Origin of the sequence: Nocardia sp. CA-119907 (genome assembly GCF_050955995.1) — a bacterium.
GTDB lineage: Bacteria > Actinomycetota > Actinomycetes > Mycobacteriales > Mycobacteriaceae > Nocardia.
This window is the reverse complement of sequence record NZ_CP192091.1, coordinates 9,313,636-9,336,370: the sequence shown is the minus strand read 5'-3', so window position 1 is coordinate 9,336,370 and position 22,735 is coordinate 9,313,636. Positions and strand designations below refer to the sequence as shown.

Here is a 22,735-nt window from a genome sequence, read left to right as displayed (position 1 = left end):
TCCGGACTGGGAAGACGATCACTCGCCTACCGCCGGGCACCGTACGGCATTATCGTTGCGGCGCCACGCGGTGGCCGTCACATATGCAGACTGAACTGAGAAGAGGAATCAGGTGCGGACCTTCCTTATCGCCGCAGCGCTCGTCGCGCTGCCGGTATTGGCGGCGTGCGGTAACGACAAGGCCGCGGACCAGCCCGCGGTAACCCAGGCCGACCTCGCCAAGTCGCTGCAGGACAAGGGCCTCAAGAGCAAGGCACTGGCCGATTGTGCCGCGAAACTCTATGTGGACCAAGGGATTTCGCAAGAGGGCCTGCGCAAGATGATCAGTGACGAATACGATGCCAAGGCCGCCGACCCGAATAACTACGGCATGAGTCAGTCCGATGCGGACAAGGCCCGTGAGGCCAACTCCAAGATTTTCACCGAATGCCGCGCGAGTTGAGCTGATCACTGCGCGGTGGTGTCGGTCCGTCAGTCTGATGGGCTCCCGTGGCGGCCCGGGGATCTGCCAGCAGCGAGTGCAGGTCGCCGGGCACCGGTCGGTCGCTGGTTGTGTTCGGCTCGTCCGATGGCCACCTCGACTTTCACCGAGCCGAAACCGGCGGCACGTGGTGCGTACTTTTCCTCGATCTCATCCGCGATCGCCTCGGGTACATCGATGAAATGCCATGCGCCCTGGCCATGGTGTTCCCATACCTCCGCCGTGGAAGGAGTATCGCGCGCCGGTCACTCCGCGACTGTAGCGATGGGCACCGACATCGTTGGCGGACCTGGTCAGGCTGGGCAGTGCGCCGAGGGGGTGGGACCGTGAGATCGATGAGGTAGCGGTCGGCGGCGGAGGTGGTGCAGGGGGTGCGGCCTTTCGGCCTCGAGATGTTGCTGTTTCAAATCGTCGGCGGCTGTGTCGATAGTCGTCGCGGTGAAAGGTCGAATCGTTCGGCGAATTCCGACATCTGGTCGTGTTGCTGCGCGGGGTCGGCACCAGCGAAGCCAACGACGATCCGATCCACACCATGCTCGGCGAATTCCTCGACCTGCTCGGGGGACATGTCGGCTGATCCCCAGCGGGTGTACTCGATTTCGGCCGGATCGCGTCCCGCATCGGTGGCGGCCTTGCGGGCCAGTTCGATCTGCCGGTCACGCTCGTGTTCGGTCAGCATGCCGCCGGCGAAATAGCCGCTACCGCGTCGTCCGGCGCGCTGGGCTGCTGCCGCGCTGGAGCCCCCGATGTGGATGGGTAGCGCGGTCGTTTGGTGCGGTTTGGGATAGCTGCACAGATTGTCGAAGGCGAAGAACTCGCCGTGGTGGCTGACGCCGTCCGGGCCGCCCGCCCACAGCAGGCGCAGCACATCGATGGCCTCGTCCGCGCGGCGGCCACGGCTGCGGAAGTCGACGCCCATCGCGTGGGCTTCTCCGGGTAAGGCGCCGAGGCCGACGGTGACGAGCCGCATCCTGCCTCGGGACAGCACGTCGACGGTGGCCAGCCGCTTGGCCAGGACCACCGGATGCCGGTACGGCAGTAGTAACACACCGGTGCCGAGCAGAATCCGATGTGTGGTCGCGGCGACGAAGCTCAGGCAATCCAGCGGATCGAAATACGGCAACGTAGGCGGCAGCTCGCCCGCGCCGTAGTCGGCGCCGGGATACAGCGCGATATGGTCCTGGACATACAGTGCCTCGAACCCGAGGTTTTCCGCGTGCTGGGCGAACGCTACGAGGCGATCGGGATCGGTGCCGTTGAACGCCGTGCCGTAGCTGGTCGCAAACCGCATACGAGAATCCTTCCTGGTACGGATGGGAAGCCGGTCATCGCCGTGCGGGCTCGACCGTAGACAACAGTGCTAGAGGGAGAATTCACACTTCGGGGGCGAGCTGGCCACGGCGCTGATTCGCGCGCTCACGTGTCGCCGCGCAGCGGAGAGCCTGTCGATCGCGTCGTCGATCTCTGCGAGCTTGCGCCGTAGGGACTCGACCGATTCCGGGCATTCGTCGGCGGACCGGTGGCCGTTGCGCAAGCAGGTGACGAACGGACGGGCATCGACCAGGTCGAAACCCAACTCCAGCAATGCCCGGATTTTCCGCACGATCTCGAGCTCGTGCTCGTCGTAGACGCGGTAACCGTTGGCCGAGCGCTGGGGCCGCACGAGTCCGTGCTGCTCGTAGTAGCGCACCGTGCGTGTACTCGTGCCAGCGCGCTCGGCCAGCTCTCCGATCAGCATGTGGCCCTCCTCTCGACACTGCCGCGGCAACCGTAAACCTTGTCGCCGACGTCAAGGCAATACCGCAAACCCACACCCACCCCACTCGGCTCCGCTCTGCCCGAACCCACGCCCTCGGTTGGCCATCGACAACATCCCACCTGCGGCCCGCTCGCCGATGGCCGAGCTGGGCAGCAGCCTATGGCCTCCGCTCAACTCCATGAGGGCGCGGGCACGTGCCTGCCAAATCTCCTCTGCGCGTTCGGGCTGGCTCGCTGCGCGGTGGGCTTCGTCAGCCGACCATGGTGCGGCGTACTGGATCTCGTGCGGGTTGGCGTAGAGCCACAGCAGCAGCGCGACCGCTCGCCCTTCGTCGGTGTAGTGCCGCGAGTATCGGAGGTCGGCCTCGGCGATCGCAGCTGCTCAACTCGGCGACGTGGACGCGCATCTCGGCGGCGGTGAGGCTGTCGCACCATTTCCCAGATGCCAACCGCCCCCGGAGTCTTTGCGGTTGCCGAGCCAGTTGCGGTCGACGCGCACTCCGGTGCGGACGGAGAGCAGCTGCGCCAGCCGCCACGCCTGGCGGGAACGGTTGCCGCTCATCGCTGCCCCCGATGCTCGAATCGGTGGCGTGTCTGGAGGTTTCGGCGATTCCGAAATCGGCTGTTCGAGATGCGTTGCCGCTCTTGGGCAATCGGGCGGCAGCCGATCCGCCGGACAGGACAGAAGCGCGATAGAGGTCCGCACTATTGGCCGCAGTGGCTAGTTGGAAAGGGCTGCCCGATTTGCGCTTCGGTGCTGGTCAGAAGGTGTTTCTGTGTTGAGCCGATGACGGGAATCGAACCCGCGCTGTCTGCTTGGGAAGCAGAAGTTCTACCATTGAACTACATCGGCAGTGCGTTATGCGCGTCCGCGACTCTATCAGACCAGGCACTATGCCGGTCAACTCCCTTGATCCAGAGTCCGGATCGGGCCTGTTCGAGGCCCAGGTCCGGATCTACTCCAGATTTTCAGCTGAGGTCGGCGAAGTCGTCGAGGTGCTTGCGGGCATCGGGGCCTTCGCGAGCAGGTTCGACGTAGTGCCGCCTGGTCGTGACGCTGAACGCCTTTCGACAGAACGGTGCACGACCCTGTCGCGGTAGGTGGCCACTCGTGAAACAAGCTGATCGCCTGAAAGGTGACAACTGGCCTCGTCGAGTCCGAGCGCGATTCCGGACCAGTGCGCGACCTCGCGGTCTATCGGGCGAGGTTGAAGTCCCGGACAGCATTACGTGAGGCGATGCAGGCCAAGAGTGTGCCTGGATGAGCGCGTCGGGTGCGGCGATAGCGCGGAACTCGGCGACCCCCTCCGCACCTGGCACGCGGTCGCCGGACGGACGCTTCGCCCCACCAGGATGGTTCGGCCTGGCCCCCAGGGTTTTTGGATCAGCGGCAAGCTCCCAGGACCGGCAAGGCTCGGCGAGCGCCGGGGCGCATCTCCGTGGAAAATACCGTCCAGTCCACCCTGTTGCGCAAGGAGCGAGTATGCCGCCACAAATTCCGCCCGACGGTGCAGGCGACGGCACACCCACGTTGTACTTCGACCCGGACACCTTCCCGGACACCGTCTCGGGCGTGGCCAGCGCTTGCGATCACATGTCCACGGTGGTGGCGACGAATCCGAAGACGCCCGGCCACTCCCAGGGCGACTTCGGTACCGTCGGGCAGGCGTGGCTGGAGTTCCACCAGGCCTGGGCCGGCGAGGCCGTGTGCGCCATGAAGGCGTTGGGAGCGCTCGTGGGGTTGCTCCCCGCGGCGAGCACCGATTACCAGCACACCGACCACCGCGGCGCAGCGACCATCACCCGCGACCCGATCGGCGACGGGGCGAACACCAACGACCGGTCCGGGCACGATGACAGCATTTCCGGAAATCCGACGACCCCTCCGGGACCCCACCGCCTCGGGCACCGGCCGGACCTATGAGTTCGGACGGGGCCTCAGCCCTAAAGTTGGTGCTGGACCAGCTGGACCAGATATCCGGCGCATACTGCACACCGGCGCATTTGAAAGGGCTGATCAAGGCCGCCCTGCTGGTTCCGGCGCCTGCCGGCAACCGTGGCACGGTCGACAATCAGGCGGCAATCTACAAGGCGGCCATGGGCACTACCCAGACCGCCGCGACGGACCTGATGCATGTGGTCTCGTCGGCGTTGCCCACGGCGTGGCGGGGCGCAGCCGCCGAAACTGCCGCGCAAGCGCTCCGCGCCGTGTCCTTTCAAGGCACGAATATCTTCACCGGGTTCCAGGACGGCCACAACGCGCTGACCACGTGGGCAGGCAAACTGGGTGAAGCCCAGAAGCGCGACGGGGACGGCCGCAAGCAGCTGAACGAAGCCAACGACCTGGTGAAGTCGCTGCCCCCGGCCAACCCCCGCTTCGGGCCATTGCGGCCCCAGGGCTTGATGCAGGCCCTGGGGCAGGCGAAATCAGGCTGTCGCGACATGCTCACCGCCGCAAACCTGGCCCACGGCGCTGCGGACGACGCGATCAAGGCACTGAAGCAGTCCGCCCTGGCGGCACGGGCACGCCAGATCACCGCCCCGGGGGTCGACCCGCTCAGCGCCGTCAGCCTGGCCTACACCGGAGATGGTGCCGGGACCAACGCCGACCCCGGCATTCTGAGTCCGTCCGCGATGGCAAGAGCCTCCCAGCAACTCGCCACCATGTCGCCCGCCGACCGTGCGGCATTCGAGAAGCTCGTGGCCGACGCGCAGTCGCCGGAGGAGGCCGCCTATCTCTGGAAAGCATTGGCCGCGGGCTACAACACCAGCCAGATCGCCGCATTCGACCAGGTCATCCACCCGTTCGGGAACGACCTCCCCTGGTTGACCAAACATCTCAATCCCCAGGTCCACTCTGGCAACACCACTCCGGGATCGGATAATCGAAAGGTGTTGAGCTATGACGGCGTCGACTGGATGCCGGACAAGCCGGGCGCGAACGTGGGTTACAACTTCTACAGTCAGGGCAACTACAACGATTGCGTCGCCGCGTCGACCGTGGTGGCGAAACTGAGCGCCGATCCCGTGCAGATGCTGGGAGTCACGACCGGTCAGGGGCCCGCCGCAGTCGCCGGTGCCCCTGTCGGCGACGACGGCCTCGGCGCTGTGCGCAACCGGTTGCAGAAGCTCTACCTCGACAACTACGAGGTCGGGCAGACCGCCGACGGTGTGGCCCATCCGAACACGACGAATGGCATCGGCGTCAAGGGCCAAGAGGCCCTCGACGGCTCTCTGCTCTCCCCTGCCGCTGGCAGCAGCTACCAGACCCAGTCGCTGGACGACCCGGCGGCCCGTCAGGCCGCCCTGCCCGGCATCCAGGCCGCGGCGAGCGCGGGCAAGCCGGTACCGGTCGACGTATATGGCACAGAAGTAGTCGTGGACCGGTCGATTCCACACCACAGGCCGGAGATTTACTCTCAGACGGCAGCCCACCAGATGGTGATCGTCGGCGCCCACGACGACAAACTGGAGGTCTACAACCCGTGGGGCTACACCCAGTGGGTTACGACACAACAGTTCGTCGATGGGCAAATGGGCGCGCTCACCTCGGCAGACGGCTCCCCCGACGGCGGCATGCCCACTCCCTATGAAGTGCAGGTGCCGCAATGAGCTGGCGCACGGGCCACTCATACGACGAGCTGCGAGGCATCGACGTGGCCGCCGCAATCGTGGCGGGCATGCCCGAACCGGGACCGGCTCGCCGAATCCTCTTCGCCGAGGCCGCCATCGCCGCATCACTGGCGGCCCAGGACCTCGGCGTCGGTCCGCATCCAGTGCGGTTCCTGGCCGGTTGCGTCCGCTCGCTCGGTCTCGACGGCGCGCTGCAGCTCCCCGAGCCGCTCATCGGCGACCAGCCGACCCAGCTGGTGCGGGAATGGATGTCCGCTGCCCACACCGGCCCCGACCCCGACGTCGCCCGCGACGACCTCTTCGCCCGCTGGCTCGAGGCGGTGGCCCTGCTGATCGCGGTGCGTCGGCAGGCGCTACATCCCGGCCAGCCGGGCGACCGGGGCCCTGGTGCACCGGACGAGGGCGGCTAGACAAGCTCCCACCTGGATTCCGGCATCCTTGGTTACGGCGATCTTGGCATTGTCGGTGAAGAAGGTCTGGAACGACTCGGGCGTATCCCATTCGGCGATGACGACGATCTGTTTGCCGTCGGGGACGAACCGATGATGTTGCGCGCCCTGTGCTTTGGCATCGGCCGCGATCTCTCCGAGCAGCGCTTGCTTGCCCCTTGCAGTGATGCGATGGCCTGTGTCACGCCCTACCTGGGCGAATGCCGCGGGGGCACGGCACAGCGGCCGAGCCACGCTCAGGTTTAGACAAATGTCTTGCACAAATGTCTAAATCGCTCTAATGTCATGTGCATGAAGCGAAACGAACTCAGCGTCGACGGCCGCCGGATCTCCTACCTCGATGCGGGCGGCGCCGGTCGTCCGGTGCTGGCTCTGCACGGGCATCTGGAAGAGGGGGCGACCTGGGCCGATCTCGCGGCGGAGCTGGCACCCGACTGGCGGCTCATCGCCCCTGATCAGCGCGGACATGGCGATTCGGAGCGCGCGGGCGAGTACTCGCTCGACGGCTACGTCGCCGATGCCGTCGCGGTACTCGAGCACCTCGACCTCGGTCCGATGCCGGTACTCGGACATTCGGGCCGCGGCATCACGGCCATGCAATTGGCGGCGCGGCATCCGGAGCTGGTCTCGGCGCTGATCGTCGAGGAGATGGGGGCGACGCATGTGAGCACCGGTTCGCTCGACTTCGTGCTGGGCTGGCCGCATGAGATGCCGAGCAGACAAGAATTGCTCGATGCGCTCGGGTTTGCTGCCCCGATGTTCGCAAATGTGTTGCGGCCGAATGCGGATGGCAGCTGGCGGCTGCCGTTCGTGCCGCGGGATATGGTCGATTCCGAAGCCGAGGTGACCGGCGATCATTGGGCCGCGTGGCTCGGCAGCGCTTGCCCTGCCCTATTGATCGCGGGCAGCCGACAGCCGTGCGTCGATCCGGGCCTCGTCGCGGAGATGATCGCCCGGCGGCCGAACTCCACCCTGGTCACGCTCGATACCGATCATTTCGTGCACAAGGGCGACCCGACCGGATTCGCCAAGGCCGTTCGAGAGTTCCTGCGGCAGTACTGAACTACGCGCGGCTCGAACTTGTTCGGGTGGTGTGCGGGGCGGGCGTCTCGACCGGTCACCTTGCGGTGGCTGCGAAGCGTCATCGAGCAGGCGCTACGCTCGTCGGCGTGCTGCTTTCCGATCGTGACATCCGTGCGGAGATCGCCGCTGGGCGTCTCGGCGTCGAGCCGCTGCTGGAAAATCTGATCCAGCCGTCGAGTATCGATGTGCGCTTGGATCGATTCTTCCGTGTATTCGACAACACCCGCTACACACATATCGATCCCGCGCAACGCCAGGACGAGCTGACCAGCCTGGTCGAGCCCACCGACGGTGAGCCGTTTGTGCTGCATCCGGGCGAATTCGTGCTCGGCTCCACGCTCGAGGTGTGCACGCTGCCCAATGATCTGGCCGGGCGGCTGGAGGGCAAGTCGAGCCTCGGCCGGCTCGGTCTGCTCACCCACTCGACAGCGGGGTTCATCGACCCGGGCTTCAGCGGTCACATCACGCTGGAACTGTCGAATGTGGCGAACCTGCCGATCACCCTGTGGCCCGGTATGAAGATCGGCCAGCTGTGCCTGCTGCGCCTGACCAGCCCGGCCGAGCATCCGTACGGCAGCGCCACCGCGGGCTCGAAGTACCAGGGGCAGCGCGGCCCGACCCCCTCCAGGTCCTACCTCAACTTCCCGCTGCCCACCTAGCATCAGGTTCTCGCGGGTCGGAAGTGGCGGCGAGATGCGGCCGGAATCCACAGCAGCGCCAGCACGATCACCGAAAGCGTCCAGCCCGCCAGCAGCGCCGCGTGGGCTCCGCTGGTGTGGAACAAAACCCAGACCACGAACCGGCCGATGAACTGGCCGCCCGGCAGGAACGAGATGGTGACGCGCGCCCAATTCCGCCCGCGCACCACCGGCAGTACCAGTGCCGCATAGACCGGCCCGCTGATCAGGTGGAACACGTGCCGATATGCCAACCGAACGGCGGCCACAACAGCACGATGATGTGATCGATCGCGTGAATGCCGATCCCGAGGGCGGCGATACGCACGGTTATCGGAGTCCCGGACATGTCCGGAACGGCTACGGAGCCGGCGCGGCACGGTATTGGACAAAACGGCCACCGGCGAAGCTGCCACTCGAATGATTCCCGCGTCGGGCTGCCGCAGCGGTGCTGCCTGAAGCGATCGGTCCTCCGGGAGGCAACTGTGGACGAGTCGTCGCGGGGATGCGGGTGCAGTCGCCACCGGGGAGTCGCGGCGGTAGGAGTCCGGCGCGCTATCGCTCACGAATCGGCGCCAGACGAATTGGCAAGGCCGAGTAGGTGCCCGGGTGTTGTTCCGGCGTAGCGCGGGAAGTCTCGGTACAGGTGGGATTGGTCGTAGTATCCGAAATCACTGGTCAGAGTGCCTATTTCGACCGCAGACGAAGTCGTCGGGGCGGCAAACGCACCCGAAAAACGCATCAGTGATCCATAGGTCTTCGGTGGCAGCCCAACATGTTCGGTGAATCGTCTGCGGAAATGCCTTCGACTCCAGCCGGATTCCCACGCAAATCCGCCGCCCTTTCACTGCCCATTGGCCCACGGTAGAACGCTCGAACCGACCCGAAAACACCTGACCGAATCCGCCCCTGTCGACTGCCAGTTGAGGGGCGGACCCGGTAGGTTCGGCGCCGAGCGGCGGCGGGGACCGACGACGCATTCAGTCCCCGCCGCCCGCCCCCACCGCGAGGGCCGTCGTGATGATGACGGATAGCGGTGGGAGCGTGTCGCCGCGACTCGGTGGATTGACCCAGAAGCACCCTTCCCGGGTCCACCGACCGAGCCCGGTCGGCAACATCACGGCACTGCCGATGGCGGGTATGCCCATATCCAGACGGTTCAGCACCTCCAATACCTGCGCGCCCGGCCGACTGTCCGGCTCGGCAAGGAAGCTCCAGCGGATCTGCCGGGCCAGCATGGGGCCCCTCGTCCCCTGCTGTTCCAGTGCGGCCCTTACCTTTTCGGCCCGAGCCGTCGGCAGGTGGACAACGCAGACTCGGCCGGTGATGGGCAGCATCACGAATCCGCCACGTTCGGTTACCGGTAGTCCGAATTCGTGCCGGTAGAAGGCCACCCAATCGTCGACCGTCCTGAGTTTGTCCACATTCACAACCACTCCTTGCCTCCTCCGTCCAAGGGTCCTGTGCGAGACGGCGATTCGGCTATTGCCCACCTGCCCAACTTCTGCTGCCATTCCGCTGCCCCTGATAGCGGAATGCTTTTGGATGTGGCCGCACTCACAAACCGCTCGTACCCTGGGAAGGAGTTCGATCGGAAGGGATGACATCGTGGTCCGGCACTGGTCAGGCAGAGAGGCCCGTGCGCTTCGCGATGCCAGGCGGATGAGTATCCGGGAGTTCGCGGCACATCTGGGAGTGCACGAGCGCCTGGTCTCGAAGTGGGAGGCCGGTGGCGCGCGGGTCCATCCACGGCCGATCAACCAAGCCGCCCTCGATACCTCCCTGGCCAGGTCCGACGATGTTGTGCGGGCACGGTTCGCAGCCATGATCGATCAGCCGGTAGTCGATCGACCGGCCGAGCCCGGATTCGACAGGCGGGCCGACGCATCGGCCCGCGCCAGCTATTCCAGTGACGCGGATCTTTTGGCTCTCATAGACGCCGGTGCGGTGAGAGGTGATGCGTTAGCGGCGATTTCAGAGAGGGATCTGATCATGGCGGCTGCCCACGAGGCGAGCGAGCACGCCGGGAAGGCAGAGAGTACCAATGTGGGTGCCACCACCTTGGAACAGCTCGACGCCGATGTCACGCGCATCGCGAATGATTATGTGCACATCCCACCGGTGCCGATGATGGTGGAGATGCTGCGGGTCCGACGCCGGGTGTACCGGCTGTTGGAAGGACATCAGCGCCCCGCCGACACCAGCCATCTCTACCTGCTGGCGGGCACACTGTCGGGACTACTCGCCAACGCGAGTACCGACCTCGGGTACTTCGATGCCGCGGGCGAGCAGATCAGAGCGGCCTGGGCCTACTCGGAACTGTGCGGTCACAACGGATTGCGCGCTTGGACCCGCGGCATGCACGCGCTCATCGAATACTGGTCGGACCGGCCGCGCCGCGGCGTACTGCTCGCGCAGAGCGGACAGGAGTTCGCCGAATCGGCCACGGCCAAGGTTCGACTATTGAATATCGAGGCCAGAATCTGGTCTCGATTGGGCAGTCATGCCGATGCCGACCGCTGCATTCGGGCCGCGGACGACGCCCGCGAGGCGTCCGAGAGCGACAGCCTGCACGACGAGGTCGGCGGCGTCTTCGGCTTCAATGAGGCGAAGGCCCATTACTACGCGGGCGCGACCTATATCCATCTCGGCCAGGCCGAACCCGCACTGGCCGCGACCCAGCGGACCATCGAGTTGTATGCGAACGGCCCCTCGGAGCAGCGCTCCTACGGCGCCGAGGCGTTGGCCCGGGTGGACAATGCCGCGGCGCATCTGATCAATGGCAGTCTGGACGGCGCGGCCGCCGCCCTGGTTCCGGTGCTCGGGCTCGCCGAGGACAAGCGCATCGCGCAACTCGAAGAACGGCTCATCGGCGTACGGCGGCGGATCGCGGGACCGGCGTTCCGTGATGCGGTGGAGGCACGCTACCTCGATGAACGGATCGAAGAATTCTGCGGATCCACTGCGGCCAAAGGCATCCCACCGGGTAGCTCAACGACCTGAGTGGCGATTGCCGCCGGGCCGCGAACACGCCGCGCCCGCGCGGCCAAAAACACCGTTGCACGGGATGGCACCATAGGACGGGTGAGTCCAAGCCATCTCCCGCATCACCCGCCGCGCACGCTGGAGCAGTCCACCAAGCTGCAGAACGTCCTCTATGAAATTCGTGGACCGGTACACGCGCATGCGGCACGGCTGGAGGCGGAGGGGCATCGCATCCTCAAGCTCAATATCGGCAATCCCGCGCCGTTCGGATTCGAGGCGCCCGATGTGATCATGCGCGACATCATCGCCGCGCTGCCGTACGCCCAGGGCTATTCGGAATCCAAGGGCATCCTCTCGGCCCGGCGCGCCATCGTGACCCGTTACGAACTGGTCCCCGGCTTCCCCGTGCTCGATGTCGACGACGTCTACCTGGGCAATGGTGTCTCCGAGCTGATCACCATCACCATGCAGGCGCTGCTCGACAATGGTGACGAGGTGCTGATCCCGGCGCCCGACTATCCGCTGTGGACCGCCATGACCAGCCTGGCCGGTGGCACCCCCGTGCACTACCTGTGCGACGAGTCCAATGGTTGGCAGCCCGATATTGCCGATATCGAATCCAAGATCACCCCCAAGACCAAGGCGCTGCTGGTCATCAATCCGAACAACCCGACCGGCGCGGTGTACTCCACCGAGGTGCTCCAGCAGCTGGTCGACCTCGCGCGCAAACATCAGCTGCTGCTGCTGGCCGATGAGATCTACGACAAGATCCTCTACGACGACGCCAAGCACATTTCGCTGGCGACGCTCGCGCCCGATCTGCTCTGCCTGACCTTCAACGGACTGTCGAAGGCCTACCGGGTCGCGGGCTACCGCTCCGGGTGGCTGGCGATCACCGGGCCCAAGGAGCATGCGGCCGGTTTCCTCGAGGGTATCGATCTGCTGGCCTCGACCAGGCTTTGCCCGAATGTTCCCGCGCAGCACGCGATTCAGGTGGCGCTCGGTGGACATCAGAGCATCGAGGATCTGATCCTGCCCGGCGGGCGACTGCTGGAGCAGCGCGATGTCGCGTGGGAGCGGTTGAACATCATCCCGGGCGTGTCGTGCGTGAAGCCGAAGGGTGCCCTCTACGCGTTCCCGAAGTTGGATCCGAACGTCTATGAGATCCACGATGATTCGAAGCTGATCCTCGATCTGCTACTGCAGGAGAAGATCTTGATGGTGCAGGGGACCGGATTCAATTGGCCGCATCATGACCATCTGCGGATCGTCACGCTGCCGTGGGCGCGCGACCTCGCGGTCGCGATCGAGCGCTTCGGAAACTTCCTGTCGAGCTATCGGCAATAGGGGAATACCGACCGCTCGGTCGCTAAATGCCCCGGTCTAGCGCGTCTCGAGCAACCGTGCCGCCCTGCTTCAGGGGCCAAAACATACTCTGCGTACGAATAGTTGGGAGTTTTAGTTACTAGCTAGCGCTAAACGAGACTTTTTGTGTACAGTGTCTCTTGGCACTTCGAGTGCCCGGTCAAGTTGTCTACCCCCCCTGGACAACCTGACCTCGGGTTAGGCTGCCTACCCCCCTGGGCGCCAACCTGCGGGCGGCGGAGACATCCCCCTGCTCTCCGCCGCCCCCTCCCGCTTCTTCCATTCGGAAGCTTTACCCCGACGCTGGGTCGTTTGATGTGCGGGCCGCGAAGCCGATCTTGAAAATGAAATCCTTTAAGCTCGCACCCGGGACGACAGACGAAAAGGCAGGAGTCCGGTGAGCCAGCGACCGACAACACCGCGCGTGTCGCGCACTGCGGGGACGAGCGCCGAGGCGGCGTCATGAGTGACCATCACCACCATCACCACGACCATTCGGGTCCCATTGCCATCGGCGCGACCGCCGCCCGCGTTGTAGTCGGGCTGCTCGCCGCGATCGGTGTCGTCGTCGTCATCGCCGCCATCGTCCTGTGGCCGAGCAGCCAGCACGTCGATATCCCGCTGCCGATGCAGAATGCGGGCGGCGGCGCGGTGCAGACCGAGGCCGGAACCGTGGTGCTCCAGGATGTCGGTGCGTGCGGCAGCAATTCGATGGGCAAGGTGTTCATCGATAAACCCGAACAGCCGCGTGCCGCTGGCTACACCTGCCAGCGCAGTCTGATCAGCATCGATTCGGGTCCGCACAAGGGCAATCGCACCCTGTTCGAAATCGCGCCCGGCCCGGGGCAGCCCGATCTGCACGCCGGTGACCACATCCGGATCGTCCGCCAGACCGACCCGAGCGGAATGCCGCTGTATTCGTTCGAGGACTACTCGCGCGGGCTGCCGCTGACGCTGATCGTGCTGGCCTTCGTGGTCGTGGTCATTGTGGTGGCGCGCTGGCGCGGGTTGCGGGCGCTGCTCGGATTGGTGTTCGCCTTCGCGGTGCTGGTGCTGTTCATGCTGCCCGCACTGTTGGACGGCAAGCCCGCGATTCCGGTCGCGCTCGTCGCGGGTGCGCTGATCCTGTATGCCGTGCTCTATCTCGCACACGGTGTGAATCTGCGAACCAGTTCGGCGCTGCTCGGCACCCTGACGTCGATGATCGTGGCGGCGGTGTTGTCCTGGGTGGCCATCAAGATCACGAACCTGACCGGGCTATCCGAAGAACAGAACACCAACGTCGCGACCTACATTCAGCACGTCAGCATTACCGGTCTGCTGCTGGCCGGCTTCATTATCGGCTCGCTCGGTGTGCTCAACGATGTCACCATCACCCAGGCGTCGGCGGCATTCGAACTCGCCGCCATCGACGAGTCCGCCTCGCGCCGTGAAGTTTTCGCCGCCGCCATGCGCGTCGGCCGTGACCATATCGCCAGTACCGTCTACACCCTGGTCCTGGCCTACGCGGGTGGCGCGCTCCCGCTGCTGCTGCTGTTCAGCGTCGCGGGCCGCTCCATCCGCGATGTTCTGACCGGTGACGCGGTCGCCATCGAAATCGCTCGCTCCTCCGTCGGCGGCATCGCGCTGGCTCTGTCGGTTCCGCTGACCACCGCCATTGCCGTCATGCTCGCCCGTCCGTTCGGTCGCAAGCCCGAACCGGTGACCCCCGCCCGCCGCCACTCCAGGCATGCGAAGTCCGAGTCGACGGGACCGGCCCGCCGCTCCGGGGGGTCGTCGCGTTCGTCCGCGGCGTCCACCTCGTCCCGTGCCGCGGTCGCCACCGATACGAGAGATATCGGACGTCAGCGGATCGACGAGTCGGGCACCGGCTCGCACCGGCGGATCTCCTGGGACGAGCAACCGAAACCCCAGGAATACGAACGCAATCGCCGCTACCGCAGCGATCCGCGAGAGTACGAACCCGATTACGACACGGACCCCCGTGGCTATCGCACCCCCGATCCCAGCGGCTACGAAGACCACTGGGGCGACGACAGTTCCGGTCCTCGCAGGTAACCGATCGTCCGCCCTGCCGCACCGGGCTCAGCGCGGCCCGGGCGGCGGGAAGGGGAAGATCTCCGGCGGAATGGTCGGCACCACGATCGGCGGAAGACCTGGCACGACAATGGTATTCGGGCCGGGTGTGGGGGACGGCTCCGTTGTCGACGTCGTCCGGCGCGGCGGCGGTGCGGCCAGCGATTCGCTGGTCTCGGTGGTGCTGCCCGGAGCGACGGCGATCTGCGGGTCGAGGGTGGTGGTGCGCGGCGCGCTGGTCGGGGCGACCGAGGTGGGGTGGTCGCTGCTCTGCGAATCGCGCTCGAGGACCTGCGGGCCGTAGCCGAGTCCGAGTCCGATGGCGGCGACGACGGCCAGTGCGCTGACGGTCAAAACCGCGCCATTGATCTCCCGCTTGCTGCGGCGGCCCTTGGGCGGTGCGGATAGCCAGGCGGGGGAGAGTTCGTCGTCATCGAGCAGCCGACCCGCGACCGGTGCGTGGTGCTGCGGGGTGGCGACGACGGTGCGAATCGGACGGGCCAGCATGGCGGCGCCGCGGGTGACCACGGTCTCCGGGCTGTCGGGGACGATGACCGGTACACCCATCCACCGCTCGAGCACCTTGGCGATCAGCGGAATTCGGGCGCAGCCGCCGATCGCGAGCACACCGTGCACCGGACGGTCGGAGCGCACGATGACATCACGCGCCATGCGTGCCGACGATTCGATCGCCAGCATGATGAGGGCTTCGAAATTCTCCTGGGCGAGCAGCACCAGACCCTGTTCGCTGGGCAGGGCCACCGCGGTATTCGTCGACAGCTGTTCCTTGGCCTCGCGGCACAGCGCGTCCAGGGCGGCCAGTCCCGCCGAATCCGGCGGATGCGCGATCCGGCCGGAGGCGATCTGCTGTTCGCGGATCAGCGAATCGAGGTAGTCGCCGCTGATATCGCTGGTGCGTTCGCTGTGGCGGATCTCGCGGGTCTGGGTGTCGACGACGCTGACCGTCAGTCCGGAGCTGCCGAGGTCGTAGACGACCAGTGAGGAGATGCCGCGAATATCCCCGGTGGACTGGGCGAATTCGAGCGCCGCGACGATTTCGGGCACCAGTTCGTAATTGGTGAGCTGCTGACGTGCCATGGCCGCCCGCAGCGCCCTGGCATGCTGCTCACTGCGGTAGGCGATCGCGGTGGCCGCGATGCCGGGCATGGACTCCAGTGTGACGCCGATCGCCTCGGCCGCCAGCTCCTCCACCTGATGTTCGACAACCGGAATGGTCTGTAGATCAAAGGAATGCGGCGCAACCGGGCCGTGGGGGTTCCCGGCGTGTGGTCGTGCCATACGAACGGCACCGGCCCCCACCGAAACACCCAGAACCGAACTCATCAGCTGCCCATCCCGTTTCACACATCACGACATGCGAGCCTGCGCCGCTCGCCGGTGGATTGGCCCGCCCTCGGGACCATACCGCCGACGTCCGACAGTGCCGAAGGCAGGACCTGGTCGCTCCGGCATCGCCCCCGCGTCGCAGGCAACTCTACGGTGTGCCGAGTCCGGCGTACACCCATCCAGCGGCTCTCCAGGTGGCACGATTGAGACAGTTGCGGCCGTCGATGATCGACCGGTTCCGGACCACCGGATCGAGGTCTTGCGGACGCAATGTGACGAACTCGTCCCACTCGGTCAGCACGAGCACCACATCCGCGCGATCGCAGGCTTCCGTCACCGATGTCGCGTAATTCAAAGTGGGAAAGACCCGTCGCGAGTTCTCCGCTGCCTTCGGGTCGTACACCGTCACCACCGCGCCGTGCAGCTGGATCATTCCGGCCACATTCAGTGCGGGCGAGTCACGGACATCATCGGATTCGGGTTTGAACGCCGCGCCGAGCACCGCGACATTGGCGCCGAGCAGCGATCCGCCGCAGGCCCGGGTGGCCATATCGACCATCTTGGTGCGCCGGCGCATATTGATGTTGTCGACCTCGCGCAGGAATGCCACTGCGTGGTCGGCGCCGAGTTCACCGGAGCGCGCCATGAACGCGCGGATGTCCTTGGGGAGGCAGCCGCCGCCGAAACCCAGGCCGGCATTGAGGAATCGGCGGCCGATGCGCGCGTCGTAGCCGAGTGCGTCGGCCAGCATCGTCACATCCGCACCGGTCGCCTCGCAGACCTCCGAAACCGCGTTGATGAACGAAATCTTGGTCGCGAGAAAGGCATTCGCCGAGACCTTGACCAGTTCGGCGGTGGCCAGATCGGTCAGCAGGAACGGCACCTCGGCCGCGATCAGGTCGGCGTAGATCTCGCGCACCAATTCCTCGACCCAGGCGGCGCTGTCGCGCTCGCCGTCCACGCCGAGTACCAGTCGATCCGGGCGCAGTGTGTCCTTCACCGCGAAGCCCTCACGCAGGAACTCCGGATTCCACGCCACCTCGACCTCGGCGTCGGTGAGCGCCCGCGCCCGCTCGCCCAGTGCGGCCGCGGTCCCGACCGGCACCGTCGACTTCCCGACGATCACCGACGGCCGCTCCAGCAGCGGCGCTAGCGTATCGACCACGGCGTGTACATATTTCAGGTCCGCGGCGTACTCGCCCTTCTTCTGCGGCGTCCCGACCCCGAGGAAATGCACCTGCGCGTGGGCCGCCGCCTCCGCGTACGAGGTGGTGAACCGCAGCCGACCCGCATCGAGGTTGCGCCGCAGCACCTCCTCGAGCCCTGGTTCATAGAACGGCACCACGCCATCGGACAGCTTCGCGACCTTGCCCGGATCGATATCCACGCCGATCACGTCGTGCCCGAGTTCGGCCATGCACGCAGCGTGCGTGGCCCCGAGGTACCCGGTTCCGAAGACTGTGCATCGCATGATCGATTGATAGGACCCGACGATGGCCACCGCTGGTCAGTGAGGCAAGGGTCTCGGCAACAGCAGATGTACAGGTGGCGACGAGAATCGTCGATGGCCCCGCTGACATGCGCGAACTGCTCTGGCGAAGCGCCAGTTACCATCGATCTTGTGCGAGGCCGCCGCAAGAACCGGGCACGCAACGTCTGGTTGGTGCTCGGCGTTGCGTTGGTGGTTCTGATCGCGGGTCTGTGGCCGGTGTACGTCCGACCTCGGGTCGACGCGCCCGCGCAGGCCGATGCGATCCTGGTGCTCGGCGGCGCGCACGACGGGCGCGAAAAGCTGGGGCTGCGGCTGGCCGGCGCGGGTTACGCACCCCGGGTGCTGTTCTCCGATCCGTATGAGGACAGCGCACTGATGAATCGAATCTGCCACAGCCGCTACAGCTTCCAGGTCACCTGCTTCGATCCGTCGCCGCGCACCACCCGCGGCGAGGGGCGTGAACTCGCCCGACTCGCCGCCGCTGAGAACTGGCACCGCGTCATCGTCATCACCTTCACCCCGCATATTTCGCGGGCCCGGTACGTCCTCGGAAAATGCTGGGACGGTGAGCTTCTCATGGTGGACCCGCAACCGCATATCTCGATTCGGCGCTGGGTCTACGACTACGTCTATCAATCCGCCGGTTACCTCAAGGCCTTGTTCGAAGACTGCTAGCGCCGCGTTATCGGGGGTTGCGCGGCTCGTTCGACATGGCTCGGGCATCAAGTGCTGTCGGGTGACTTCAGTTTGATTTCGGAGTGAGACAGTCGTACATTGTGTCTCGTGGGGCGTATGGCCGCACGGATGCGAAGACGCATATCCCTCCGGGAGGGCAGATGGATTACGACTGGTCAGCGGCCGATCTGGCCTTCCGCGACGAGGTTCGCGCATTTCTCGACGAGAAGCTGACACCGGAACTACGGCGGGCCGGGCGCTTGGCGACGAGTGTGTATCCGGACCATGAGGCCAGCATGCGGTGGCAGCACATCCTGCACGAGCGCGGCTGGGCCGCGCCCGCCTGGCCGGTGCGACACGGCGGCTGCGATTGGAGCCTCACCCAGCACTACATCTTCAACCGCGAATCGACGCTCGCCGGTGCGCCGACGCTGTCACCGATGGGGATCCGGATGGTCGCGCCCGCGATCATCGCCTTCGGCACGCCGGAGCAGCAGGACTTCTATCTGCCGCGCATCCTGACCGGGGAAATCTTCTTCTGCCAAGGGTATTCGGAGCCGGAGGCCGGATCGGACCTGGCATCGCTGACCATGGCCGCCGTCGATGACGGCGCGGATTTCGTGTGCACCGGCAGCAAGATCTGGACCACCCATGCGACAGAGGCGAATTGGATCTTCTGCTTGGTGCGGACCTCGCGCGAGGGCAAGAAGCAGCAGGGCATCACCTTCCTGCTGATCGATATGACCACGCCCGGCATCGAGATCCGCCCACTGGTGATGACCTCCGGCGAACAGGTGCAGAACCAGGTCTTCTTCGATAACGTCCGGGTGCCCAAGAGCAATGTGCTCGGTCGCATCGATGACGGTTGGACCGTCGCGAAATATCTGCTGGTCCACGAGCGCGGCGGCGCGGCCTCGCCGATGCTGCAGGTCATGGCCCAGGAGGTGGCGACCGCGGCGGCCGGGCAGACCGGACCCGACGGCAATCCGCTGATCGATGACGCGGCATTCGCGGCAAAATTGGCACAGGCGCGAATTCGCGCCGAGGTGCTCGAAATCCTGGAGTACCGCACGCTTTCGGCGATGGCGCGGGGCAAGAATCCCGGCCCGGCCTCCTCGATGCTGAAAATTCTGGCCACCGAGTTGAGTCAGCAGCTCACCGAATTGGCGCTGGAGGCGGCCGGTCCGCGTGGTCGCGTCTATCAGCCGCATGCCACCGAACCCGGCGGGCCGATCGCCGAATTCACCCCGCCCGCGGATGGCTATCACAGCGGCGAGGACTGGCAGGCGGTCGCACCGCTGCGCTACTTCAACGACCGCGCCGGCTCGATCTACGCGGGCAGCAATGAAATTCAGCGAAATATCCTCGCCAAGGCAGCATTGGGGCTCTGATGGACTTCACCTTCACCGATGAGCAGGAACTTCTCCGCGATGCGGTGGCCGGATTTCTCGGCGCCCGCTACGAATTGGCGAAGAGTCGCAGCGCGGCGAAATCCGATATCGGCTGGCAGCCGGGGGTCTGGCGCGGATTCGCCGAGGAGCTGGGCATTCTCGGGGCCATGCTGCCCGAGCGGGTCGACGGTATGGGCGGCGGTCCGGTCGAGTTGATGATCATCACCGAGGAACTCGGCCGTGCGCTGGTCGTCGAGCCCTTTGTCGACACCGTGGTCGTCGGCGCGGGTCTGCTGAATCGCTGCGGCGGTGAACTCGCCGATTCCGTACTGCGACAGATCGTTTCCGGTGCCGCGCGGATCGCCTTCGCCGCATTGGAGCCGACCTCGGGGCAGACGCTGCACGACATATCGACCACCGCGCGCCGCGATGGTGATTCGTGGCTGATCGACGGCGTCAAGACGGTCGTGACCAGTGCGCCGCTGGCGACCCATCTCCTCATTACCGCGCGCACCGCCGGTGCTCGGCGCGATAAGGACGGCATTTCGCTGTTCCTCACCGAATTCGACGCCGCGAACCCGCCCGCCGGTGTGCAAGTGCATTCCTACCGGACGATCGATGACCGGGTCGGATCCGACATCACCTGCACCGGCTTCCGATTGCCCGCCGCCGCGCTGCTGGGCGACGAGGGCGCGGCGTGGGATGCGATCGATGTCACCGTGGACGAGGCGATCGCGGCGATCGCCTCCGAGGCCGTCGGCTGCATGCGGAAGGTACTGGCGGACACCGTCGAATACACCAAACAGCGCCAGCAGTTCGGCCAGCCGATCGGCAGCTTCCAGGTGCTCCAGCATCGGATGGTCGATATGTACATCGAACTCGAGCAGGCCATCGCCGCGGTGTACCTGGCCGTCTATTCGCTGGGGGCGACCGCGGCGGACCGGGCGCGGGCGGTCTCGGCCGCGAAGGTCACCATCGGCCGGGCCGCGCGATTCATCGGGCAGAACGCGGTGCAATTGCACGGTGCGATGGGTATGACCGAGGAACTGGCGATCGGCCACTACTTCAAGCGCCTGACCGCTATCGAGCACGAATTCGGTTCCAGCGACCAACATCTGGCCCGCTACGCCGCGCTGACGAGGCCATAACCGTGTCCGACGCCGCGGGCTCATCGGTGGCGGTATCGCCGAAGCCGGCGCGCGAGGACGTGATCGACCTCGCGCACCGCTGGTTCCTCGACGGCCGCCGCATCGATATGCGCCAGCTTGCCCGCGAGCTGGGCATCGGCCGTGCCACGCTGTATCGCTGGTGGGGCAGTAGGGAAGTGGTGATCGGCGAGGTGGTGTGGCGGATCATCGAGGAGGCGATCACCCGGGTCGAGGCCCGCGGATACGGTGCGCCTGCCGAACGTTTCGTCCGCAATTTCGGCAGGCTGGCCGATACCGTGCGCACCTTCGAACCGCTGTCCCGATTCGTCGCCGACGATCCGGAGTACGGCCTGCGCGTGCTGACCTCCGGTTACAGCGTCGTCCAGGGCCGGATGATCGACTGGGCCGCGGCACGTTTGGCCGGACTGCCCGATCTCGATCCGCGCATCGAGATCCGCGATCTCGCCTACGCGATTGTGCGTCTCGGCGAGGCCTTCGTCTGGAGCGATGTCATTACCGGCGATCCGCCGCGGTCGGAAAAGGCCACCGCCATGGTCGAGCTGCTCGTCTCGGCCGCATCCGGCAAGCGCTGATTCCGCCGCCCCAACCTTCCAGGAGTCGAATTGTCCTACAACACCATTACCTACCGCGTGACGGACGCGGTCGCGACCATCACCCTGAACCGACCCGACGCCCGCAATGGCTTCACCACCGAAATGGCCGATGAACTGGGCGCCGCCTTCACCGTCGCCGATCGCGACGATGACGTGCGCGCCGTCGTATTCGCCGCGGCGGGAAAGGATTTCTGCGTCGGCATGGATCTCACGGCGGGCGGCTCCGATGAGGATGTCACCGCACCCGGTTGGGTCGAGTGGTCCACCCACGTGGTCCGGCCGATGACCGACCTCGATAAACCGGTGATCGTCGCCATGCAGGGCGCCGCCGTCGGCGTCGGCCTGTCCATGACGCTGGCCGCCGATTTCCGCCTCGCCGCAACGGATTCCCGCTTCGGATTCGTCTTCGCCCGCCGCGGCCTCTTTCCGGAGGGCGGCTCGCTGTGGTTCCTCCCCCGCATTGTCGGCCTGGCGAAGGCCAAGGAATGGATGATCACCGGCCGCGTCTTCGGTGCCGATGAGGCGCTGGCCGCGGGCCTCGTCACCAGTCTGCACGCCCCTGAAGACCTACTTCCCGCCGCGCACGCCCTCGCCACGGAACTGGCCACTCAGGTGGCCCCGGTCTCGATAGCCGCCATCCGGCGCGGTCTGGTCGCCATGTCCGGCGACAAAACCCCCGAGGACGTCTTCACCCTCGACGCCCGCCTCATCTCCTACGCCTTCTCCAGCGCCGACCTGCGCGAAGGCATCATGTCCTTCCTGCAAAAGCGCCCACCCACATTCACCGGCAAGGTCGCCACCGAACTCCCGTCCCTCGACGCCTGGTTGACATAGGACCGGGTTAGGCCACCGCCATGGTCGAACTGCTCGTCTCCGCCGTATGCGGCAGGTATGGCACCCGACGATCACCGGCCGATATCAGAACTAGTTCTGATATCATGAAAACATGAGCGTGACGGCAACCTGGTCGGAGTTCCTACGCGACCCCAACCGGGTCATCGAGGCGATGGAAGAGCACGGAGATGTGGTCCTCGTGCGCCGTTCCGCGCCTCCGGTTCGGCTGTCCGATGCTGCCGCCGCGGCAGCGGAGGAGGCGACGCTCGGGGCGCTTACCCAGTTGCTCGCGATCGCGTTGGACGATGAGACGCTGGAGCGACTGGTCGGTCGACTCACGATCGCTTTCCCGTGGATCGAGCTACTTCCCGCTTCGGAGCGACCTGAGTTCGTTGCGGACTTCCTCAACAACGCCCGCGGTGGTCTCGCTGTTGGCAGGCTTGATCGACTGACGACAACCTTGGCGGCGTGGCGGGACACCGCTGCCGCATATGCGGATCCCAGGATCCGGGTCGACGGCTCGGATCTGCAATATCTGGAAGTGCCTGTGTCGGTGCCACCTCCCGAGGGTGGCGAGTGAGCCGACGACGCGATGCGGTGAGTACAAGTTCACCGATGGCGGGAGACTCTGGTACTTCGTCGAGCCCGGGGAGAAGGGCGGCAAGACGGCCGGGCGGGTCTTGCTCGAACGCTGTTCGACCGGATATCCGAAGGAGACCGAATGACG

The 22,735-nt window shown here is 65.8% G+C and carries 23 protein-coding genes, 1 tRNA gene and 2 pseudogenes; 16 read left to right on the top strand and 10 right to left on the bottom strand.

Annotated features, from left to right (window positions below):
- Nucleotides 1-112 precede the first annotated feature (112 nt).
- Nucleotides 113-442 (top strand): hypothetical protein, encoded by a 330-nt coding sequence (locus ACQP2D_RS41915; RefSeq protein ID WP_433681416.1) that lies wholly within the window; start codon nt 113-115, stop codon nt 440-442.
- Nucleotides 443-471: 29 nt separating this feature from the next.
- Here ACQP2D_RS41915 and ACQP2D_RS41910 read toward each other — a convergent pair whose 3' ends face one another.
- From ACQP2D_RS41910 to ACQP2D_RS41895, 4 genes are all read right to left on the bottom strand, one after another.
- Complete coding sequence (locus ACQP2D_RS41910; protein ID WP_433685931.1) at nt 472-660, bottom strand: hypothetical protein; 189 nt, start codon at nt 658-660, stop codon at nt 472-474.
- A 224-nt stretch (nt 661-884) separates the two neighbouring features.
- Nucleotides 885-1,772 (bottom strand): TIGR03619 family F420-dependent LLM class oxidoreductase, encoded by an 888-nt coding sequence (locus ACQP2D_RS41905; RefSeq protein WP_433681415.1) that lies wholly within the window; start codon nt 1,770-1,772, stop codon nt 885-887.
- Between the two features lie 69 nt (nt 1,773-1,841).
- Entirely contained in the window at nt 1,842-2,219 is a 378-nt protein-coding gene (locus ACQP2D_RS41900; protein WP_433681414.1) for a MerR family transcriptional regulator, read from the bottom strand.
- 802 nt (nt 2,220-3,021) lie between these two features.
- Nucleotides 3,022-3,092: transfer RNA gene (locus ACQP2D_RS41895), tRNA-Gly, on the bottom strand.
- A 630-nt stretch (nt 3,093-3,722) separates the two neighbouring features.
- Between ACQP2D_RS41895 and ACQP2D_RS41890 the strand changes: the two genes are divergently transcribed.
- The 3 genes from ACQP2D_RS41890 to ACQP2D_RS41880 are packed head-to-tail and all read left to right on the top strand — an operon-like array spanning nt 3,723 to nt 6,282.
- On the top strand, nt 3,723-4,163 hold the full coding sequence (locus ACQP2D_RS41890; RefSeq protein WP_433681413.1) for a hypothetical protein: 441 nt from the start codon (nt 3,723-3,725) through the stop codon (nt 4,161-4,163).
- 29 nt (nt 4,164-4,192) lie between these two features.
- Complete coding sequence (locus ACQP2D_RS41885; protein ID WP_433681412.1) at nt 4,193-5,851, top strand: hypothetical protein; 1,659 nt, start codon at nt 4,193-4,195, stop codon at nt 5,849-5,851.
- A complete protein-coding gene (locus ACQP2D_RS41880) occupies nt 5,848-6,282 on the top strand; it encodes a hypothetical protein (protein ID WP_433681411.1) in 435 nt (144 codons plus the stop codon). Before ACQP2D_RS41885 ends, ACQP2D_RS41880 begins: the two co-directional genes overlap by 4 nt.
- Here the strand turns inward: ACQP2D_RS41880 and ACQP2D_RS41875 are convergent.
- On the bottom strand, nt 6,226-6,555 hold the full coding sequence (locus ACQP2D_RS41875; protein ID WP_433681410.1) for a hypothetical protein: 330 nt from the start codon (nt 6,553-6,555) through the stop codon (nt 6,226-6,228). The two genes, ACQP2D_RS41880 and ACQP2D_RS41875, sit on opposite strands and share 57 nt — an antisense overlap.
- Before the next feature lie 57 nt (nt 6,556-6,612).
- Between ACQP2D_RS41875 and ACQP2D_RS41870 the strand changes: the two genes are divergently transcribed.
- Both ACQP2D_RS41870 and dcd read left to right on the top strand, forming a co-directional pair.
- Nucleotides 6,613-7,383 (top strand): alpha/beta fold hydrolase, encoded by a 771-nt coding sequence (locus tag ACQP2D_RS41870; protein WP_433681409.1) that lies wholly within the window; start codon nt 6,613-6,615, stop codon nt 7,381-7,383.
- A 107-nt stretch (nt 7,384-7,490) separates the two neighbouring features.
- On the top strand, nt 7,491-8,063 hold the full coding sequence (gene dcd, locus ACQP2D_RS41865) for a dCTP deaminase (RefSeq protein WP_433681408.1): 573 nt from the start codon (nt 7,491-7,493) through the stop codon (nt 8,061-8,063).
- Nucleotides 8,064-8,065: 2 nt separating this feature from the next.
- Here the strand turns inward: dcd and ACQP2D_RS41860 are convergent, their stop codons facing one another.
- The 3 genes and pseudogenes from ACQP2D_RS41860 to ACQP2D_RS41850 form a co-directional block, all read right to left on the bottom strand.
- Nucleotides 8,066-8,350, bottom strand: coding sequence for a hypothetical protein (locus ACQP2D_RS41860; protein WP_433681407.1), 285 nt, complete (start codon nt 8,348-8,350; stop codon nt 8,066-8,068).
- Nucleotides 8,351-8,643: 293 nt separating this feature from the next.
- Nucleotides 8,644-8,889 (bottom strand): annotated as a pseudogene (locus tag ACQP2D_RS41855) (helix-turn-helix domain-containing protein); the annotation flags it as partial.
- A gap of 172 nt (nt 8,890-9,061) precedes the next feature.
- The gene (locus ACQP2D_RS41850; RefSeq protein ID WP_433681406.1) at nt 9,062-9,511 is read right to left on the bottom strand and encodes a hypothetical protein; all 450 of its coding nucleotides are present in this window, start codon (nt 9,509-9,511) and stop codon (nt 9,062-9,064) included.
- A 232-nt stretch (nt 9,512-9,743) separates the two neighbouring features.
- Here ACQP2D_RS41850 and ACQP2D_RS41845 point away from each other — a divergent pair, with 232 nt between their 5' ends.
- The 3 genes and pseudogenes from ACQP2D_RS41845 to ACQP2D_RS41835 all read left to right on the top strand — a co-directional run.
- A complete protein-coding gene (locus ACQP2D_RS41845; RefSeq protein WP_433681405.1) occupies nt 9,744-11,084 on the top strand; it encodes a helix-turn-helix domain-containing protein in 1,341 nt (446 codons plus the stop codon).
- Nucleotides 11,085-11,156: 72 nt separating this feature from the next.
- Nucleotides 11,157-12,413: a pyridoxal phosphate-dependent aminotransferase gene (locus ACQP2D_RS41840; RefSeq protein WP_433685930.1), complete on the top strand. Its 1,257-nt coding sequence runs from the start codon at nt 11,157-11,159 to the stop codon at nt 12,411-12,413.
- 480 nt (nt 12,414-12,893) lie between these two features.
- Nucleotides 12,894-14,162 (top strand): annotated as a pseudogene (locus tag ACQP2D_RS41835) (YibE/F family protein); the annotation flags it as partial.
- Nucleotides 14,163-14,516: 354 nt separating this feature from the next.
- On the opposite strand, the gene ACQP2D_RS41830 reads toward ACQP2D_RS41835, so the two are convergent.
- Nucleotides 14,517-15,806, bottom strand: coding sequence for an Hsp70 family protein (locus ACQP2D_RS41830; protein WP_433681404.1), 1,290 nt, complete (start codon nt 15,804-15,806; stop codon nt 14,517-14,519).
- A gap of 196 nt (nt 15,807-16,002) precedes the next feature.
- Nucleotides 16,003-17,325 carry a UDP-glucose dehydrogenase family protein gene (locus ACQP2D_RS41825; protein WP_433681403.1) on the bottom strand — a complete coding sequence of 441 codons (1,323 nt, stop codon included), beginning with the start codon at nt 17,323-17,325 and terminating at the stop codon, nt 16,003-16,005.
- A gap of 150 nt (nt 17,326-17,475) precedes the next feature.
- On the opposite strand from ACQP2D_RS41825, the gene ACQP2D_RS41820 reads away from it, so the two are divergent.
- From ACQP2D_RS41820 to ACQP2D_RS41790, 7 genes are all read left to right on the top strand, one after another.
- Complete coding sequence (locus ACQP2D_RS41820; RefSeq protein WP_433681402.1) at nt 17,476-18,021, top strand: YdcF family protein; 546 nt, start codon at nt 17,476-17,478, stop codon at nt 18,019-18,021.
- Nucleotides 18,022-18,182: 161 nt separating this feature from the next.
- Nucleotides 18,183-19,412: an acyl-CoA dehydrogenase family protein gene (locus ACQP2D_RS41815; RefSeq protein ID WP_433681401.1), complete on the top strand. Its 1,230-nt coding sequence runs from the start codon at nt 18,183-18,185 to the stop codon at nt 19,410-19,412.
- The gene (locus tag ACQP2D_RS41810; protein ID WP_433681400.1) at nt 19,412-20,560 is read left to right on the top strand and encodes an acyl-CoA dehydrogenase family protein; all 1,149 of its coding nucleotides are present in this window, start codon (nt 19,412-19,414) and stop codon (nt 20,558-20,560) included. The genes ACQP2D_RS41815 and ACQP2D_RS41810 overlap by 1 nt, the downstream gene beginning before the upstream one ends.
- Nucleotides 20,561-20,562: 2 nt before the next feature.
- The gene (locus ACQP2D_RS41805) at nt 20,563-21,153 is read left to right on the top strand and encodes a QsdR family transcriptional regulator (RefSeq protein ID WP_433681399.1); all 591 of its coding nucleotides are present in this window, start codon (nt 20,563-20,565) and stop codon (nt 21,151-21,153) included.
- A gap of 30 nt (nt 21,154-21,183) precedes the next feature.
- On the top strand, nt 21,184-22,008 hold the full coding sequence (locus ACQP2D_RS41800; RefSeq protein ID WP_433681398.1) for an enoyl-CoA hydratase-related protein: 825 nt from the start codon (nt 21,184-21,186) through the stop codon (nt 22,006-22,008).
- 112 nt (nt 22,009-22,120) lie between these two features.
- Nucleotides 22,121-22,588: a hypothetical protein gene (locus tag ACQP2D_RS41795; protein ID WP_433681397.1), complete on the top strand. Its 468-nt coding sequence runs from the start codon at nt 22,121-22,123 to the stop codon at nt 22,586-22,588.
- Nucleotides 22,578-22,733, top strand: coding sequence for a hypothetical protein (locus ACQP2D_RS41790; RefSeq protein ID WP_433681396.1), 156 nt, complete (start codon nt 22,578-22,580; stop codon nt 22,731-22,733). The genes ACQP2D_RS41795 and ACQP2D_RS41790 overlap by 11 nt, the downstream gene beginning before the upstream one ends.
- Nucleotides 22,734-22,735: the final 2 nt, after the last annotated feature.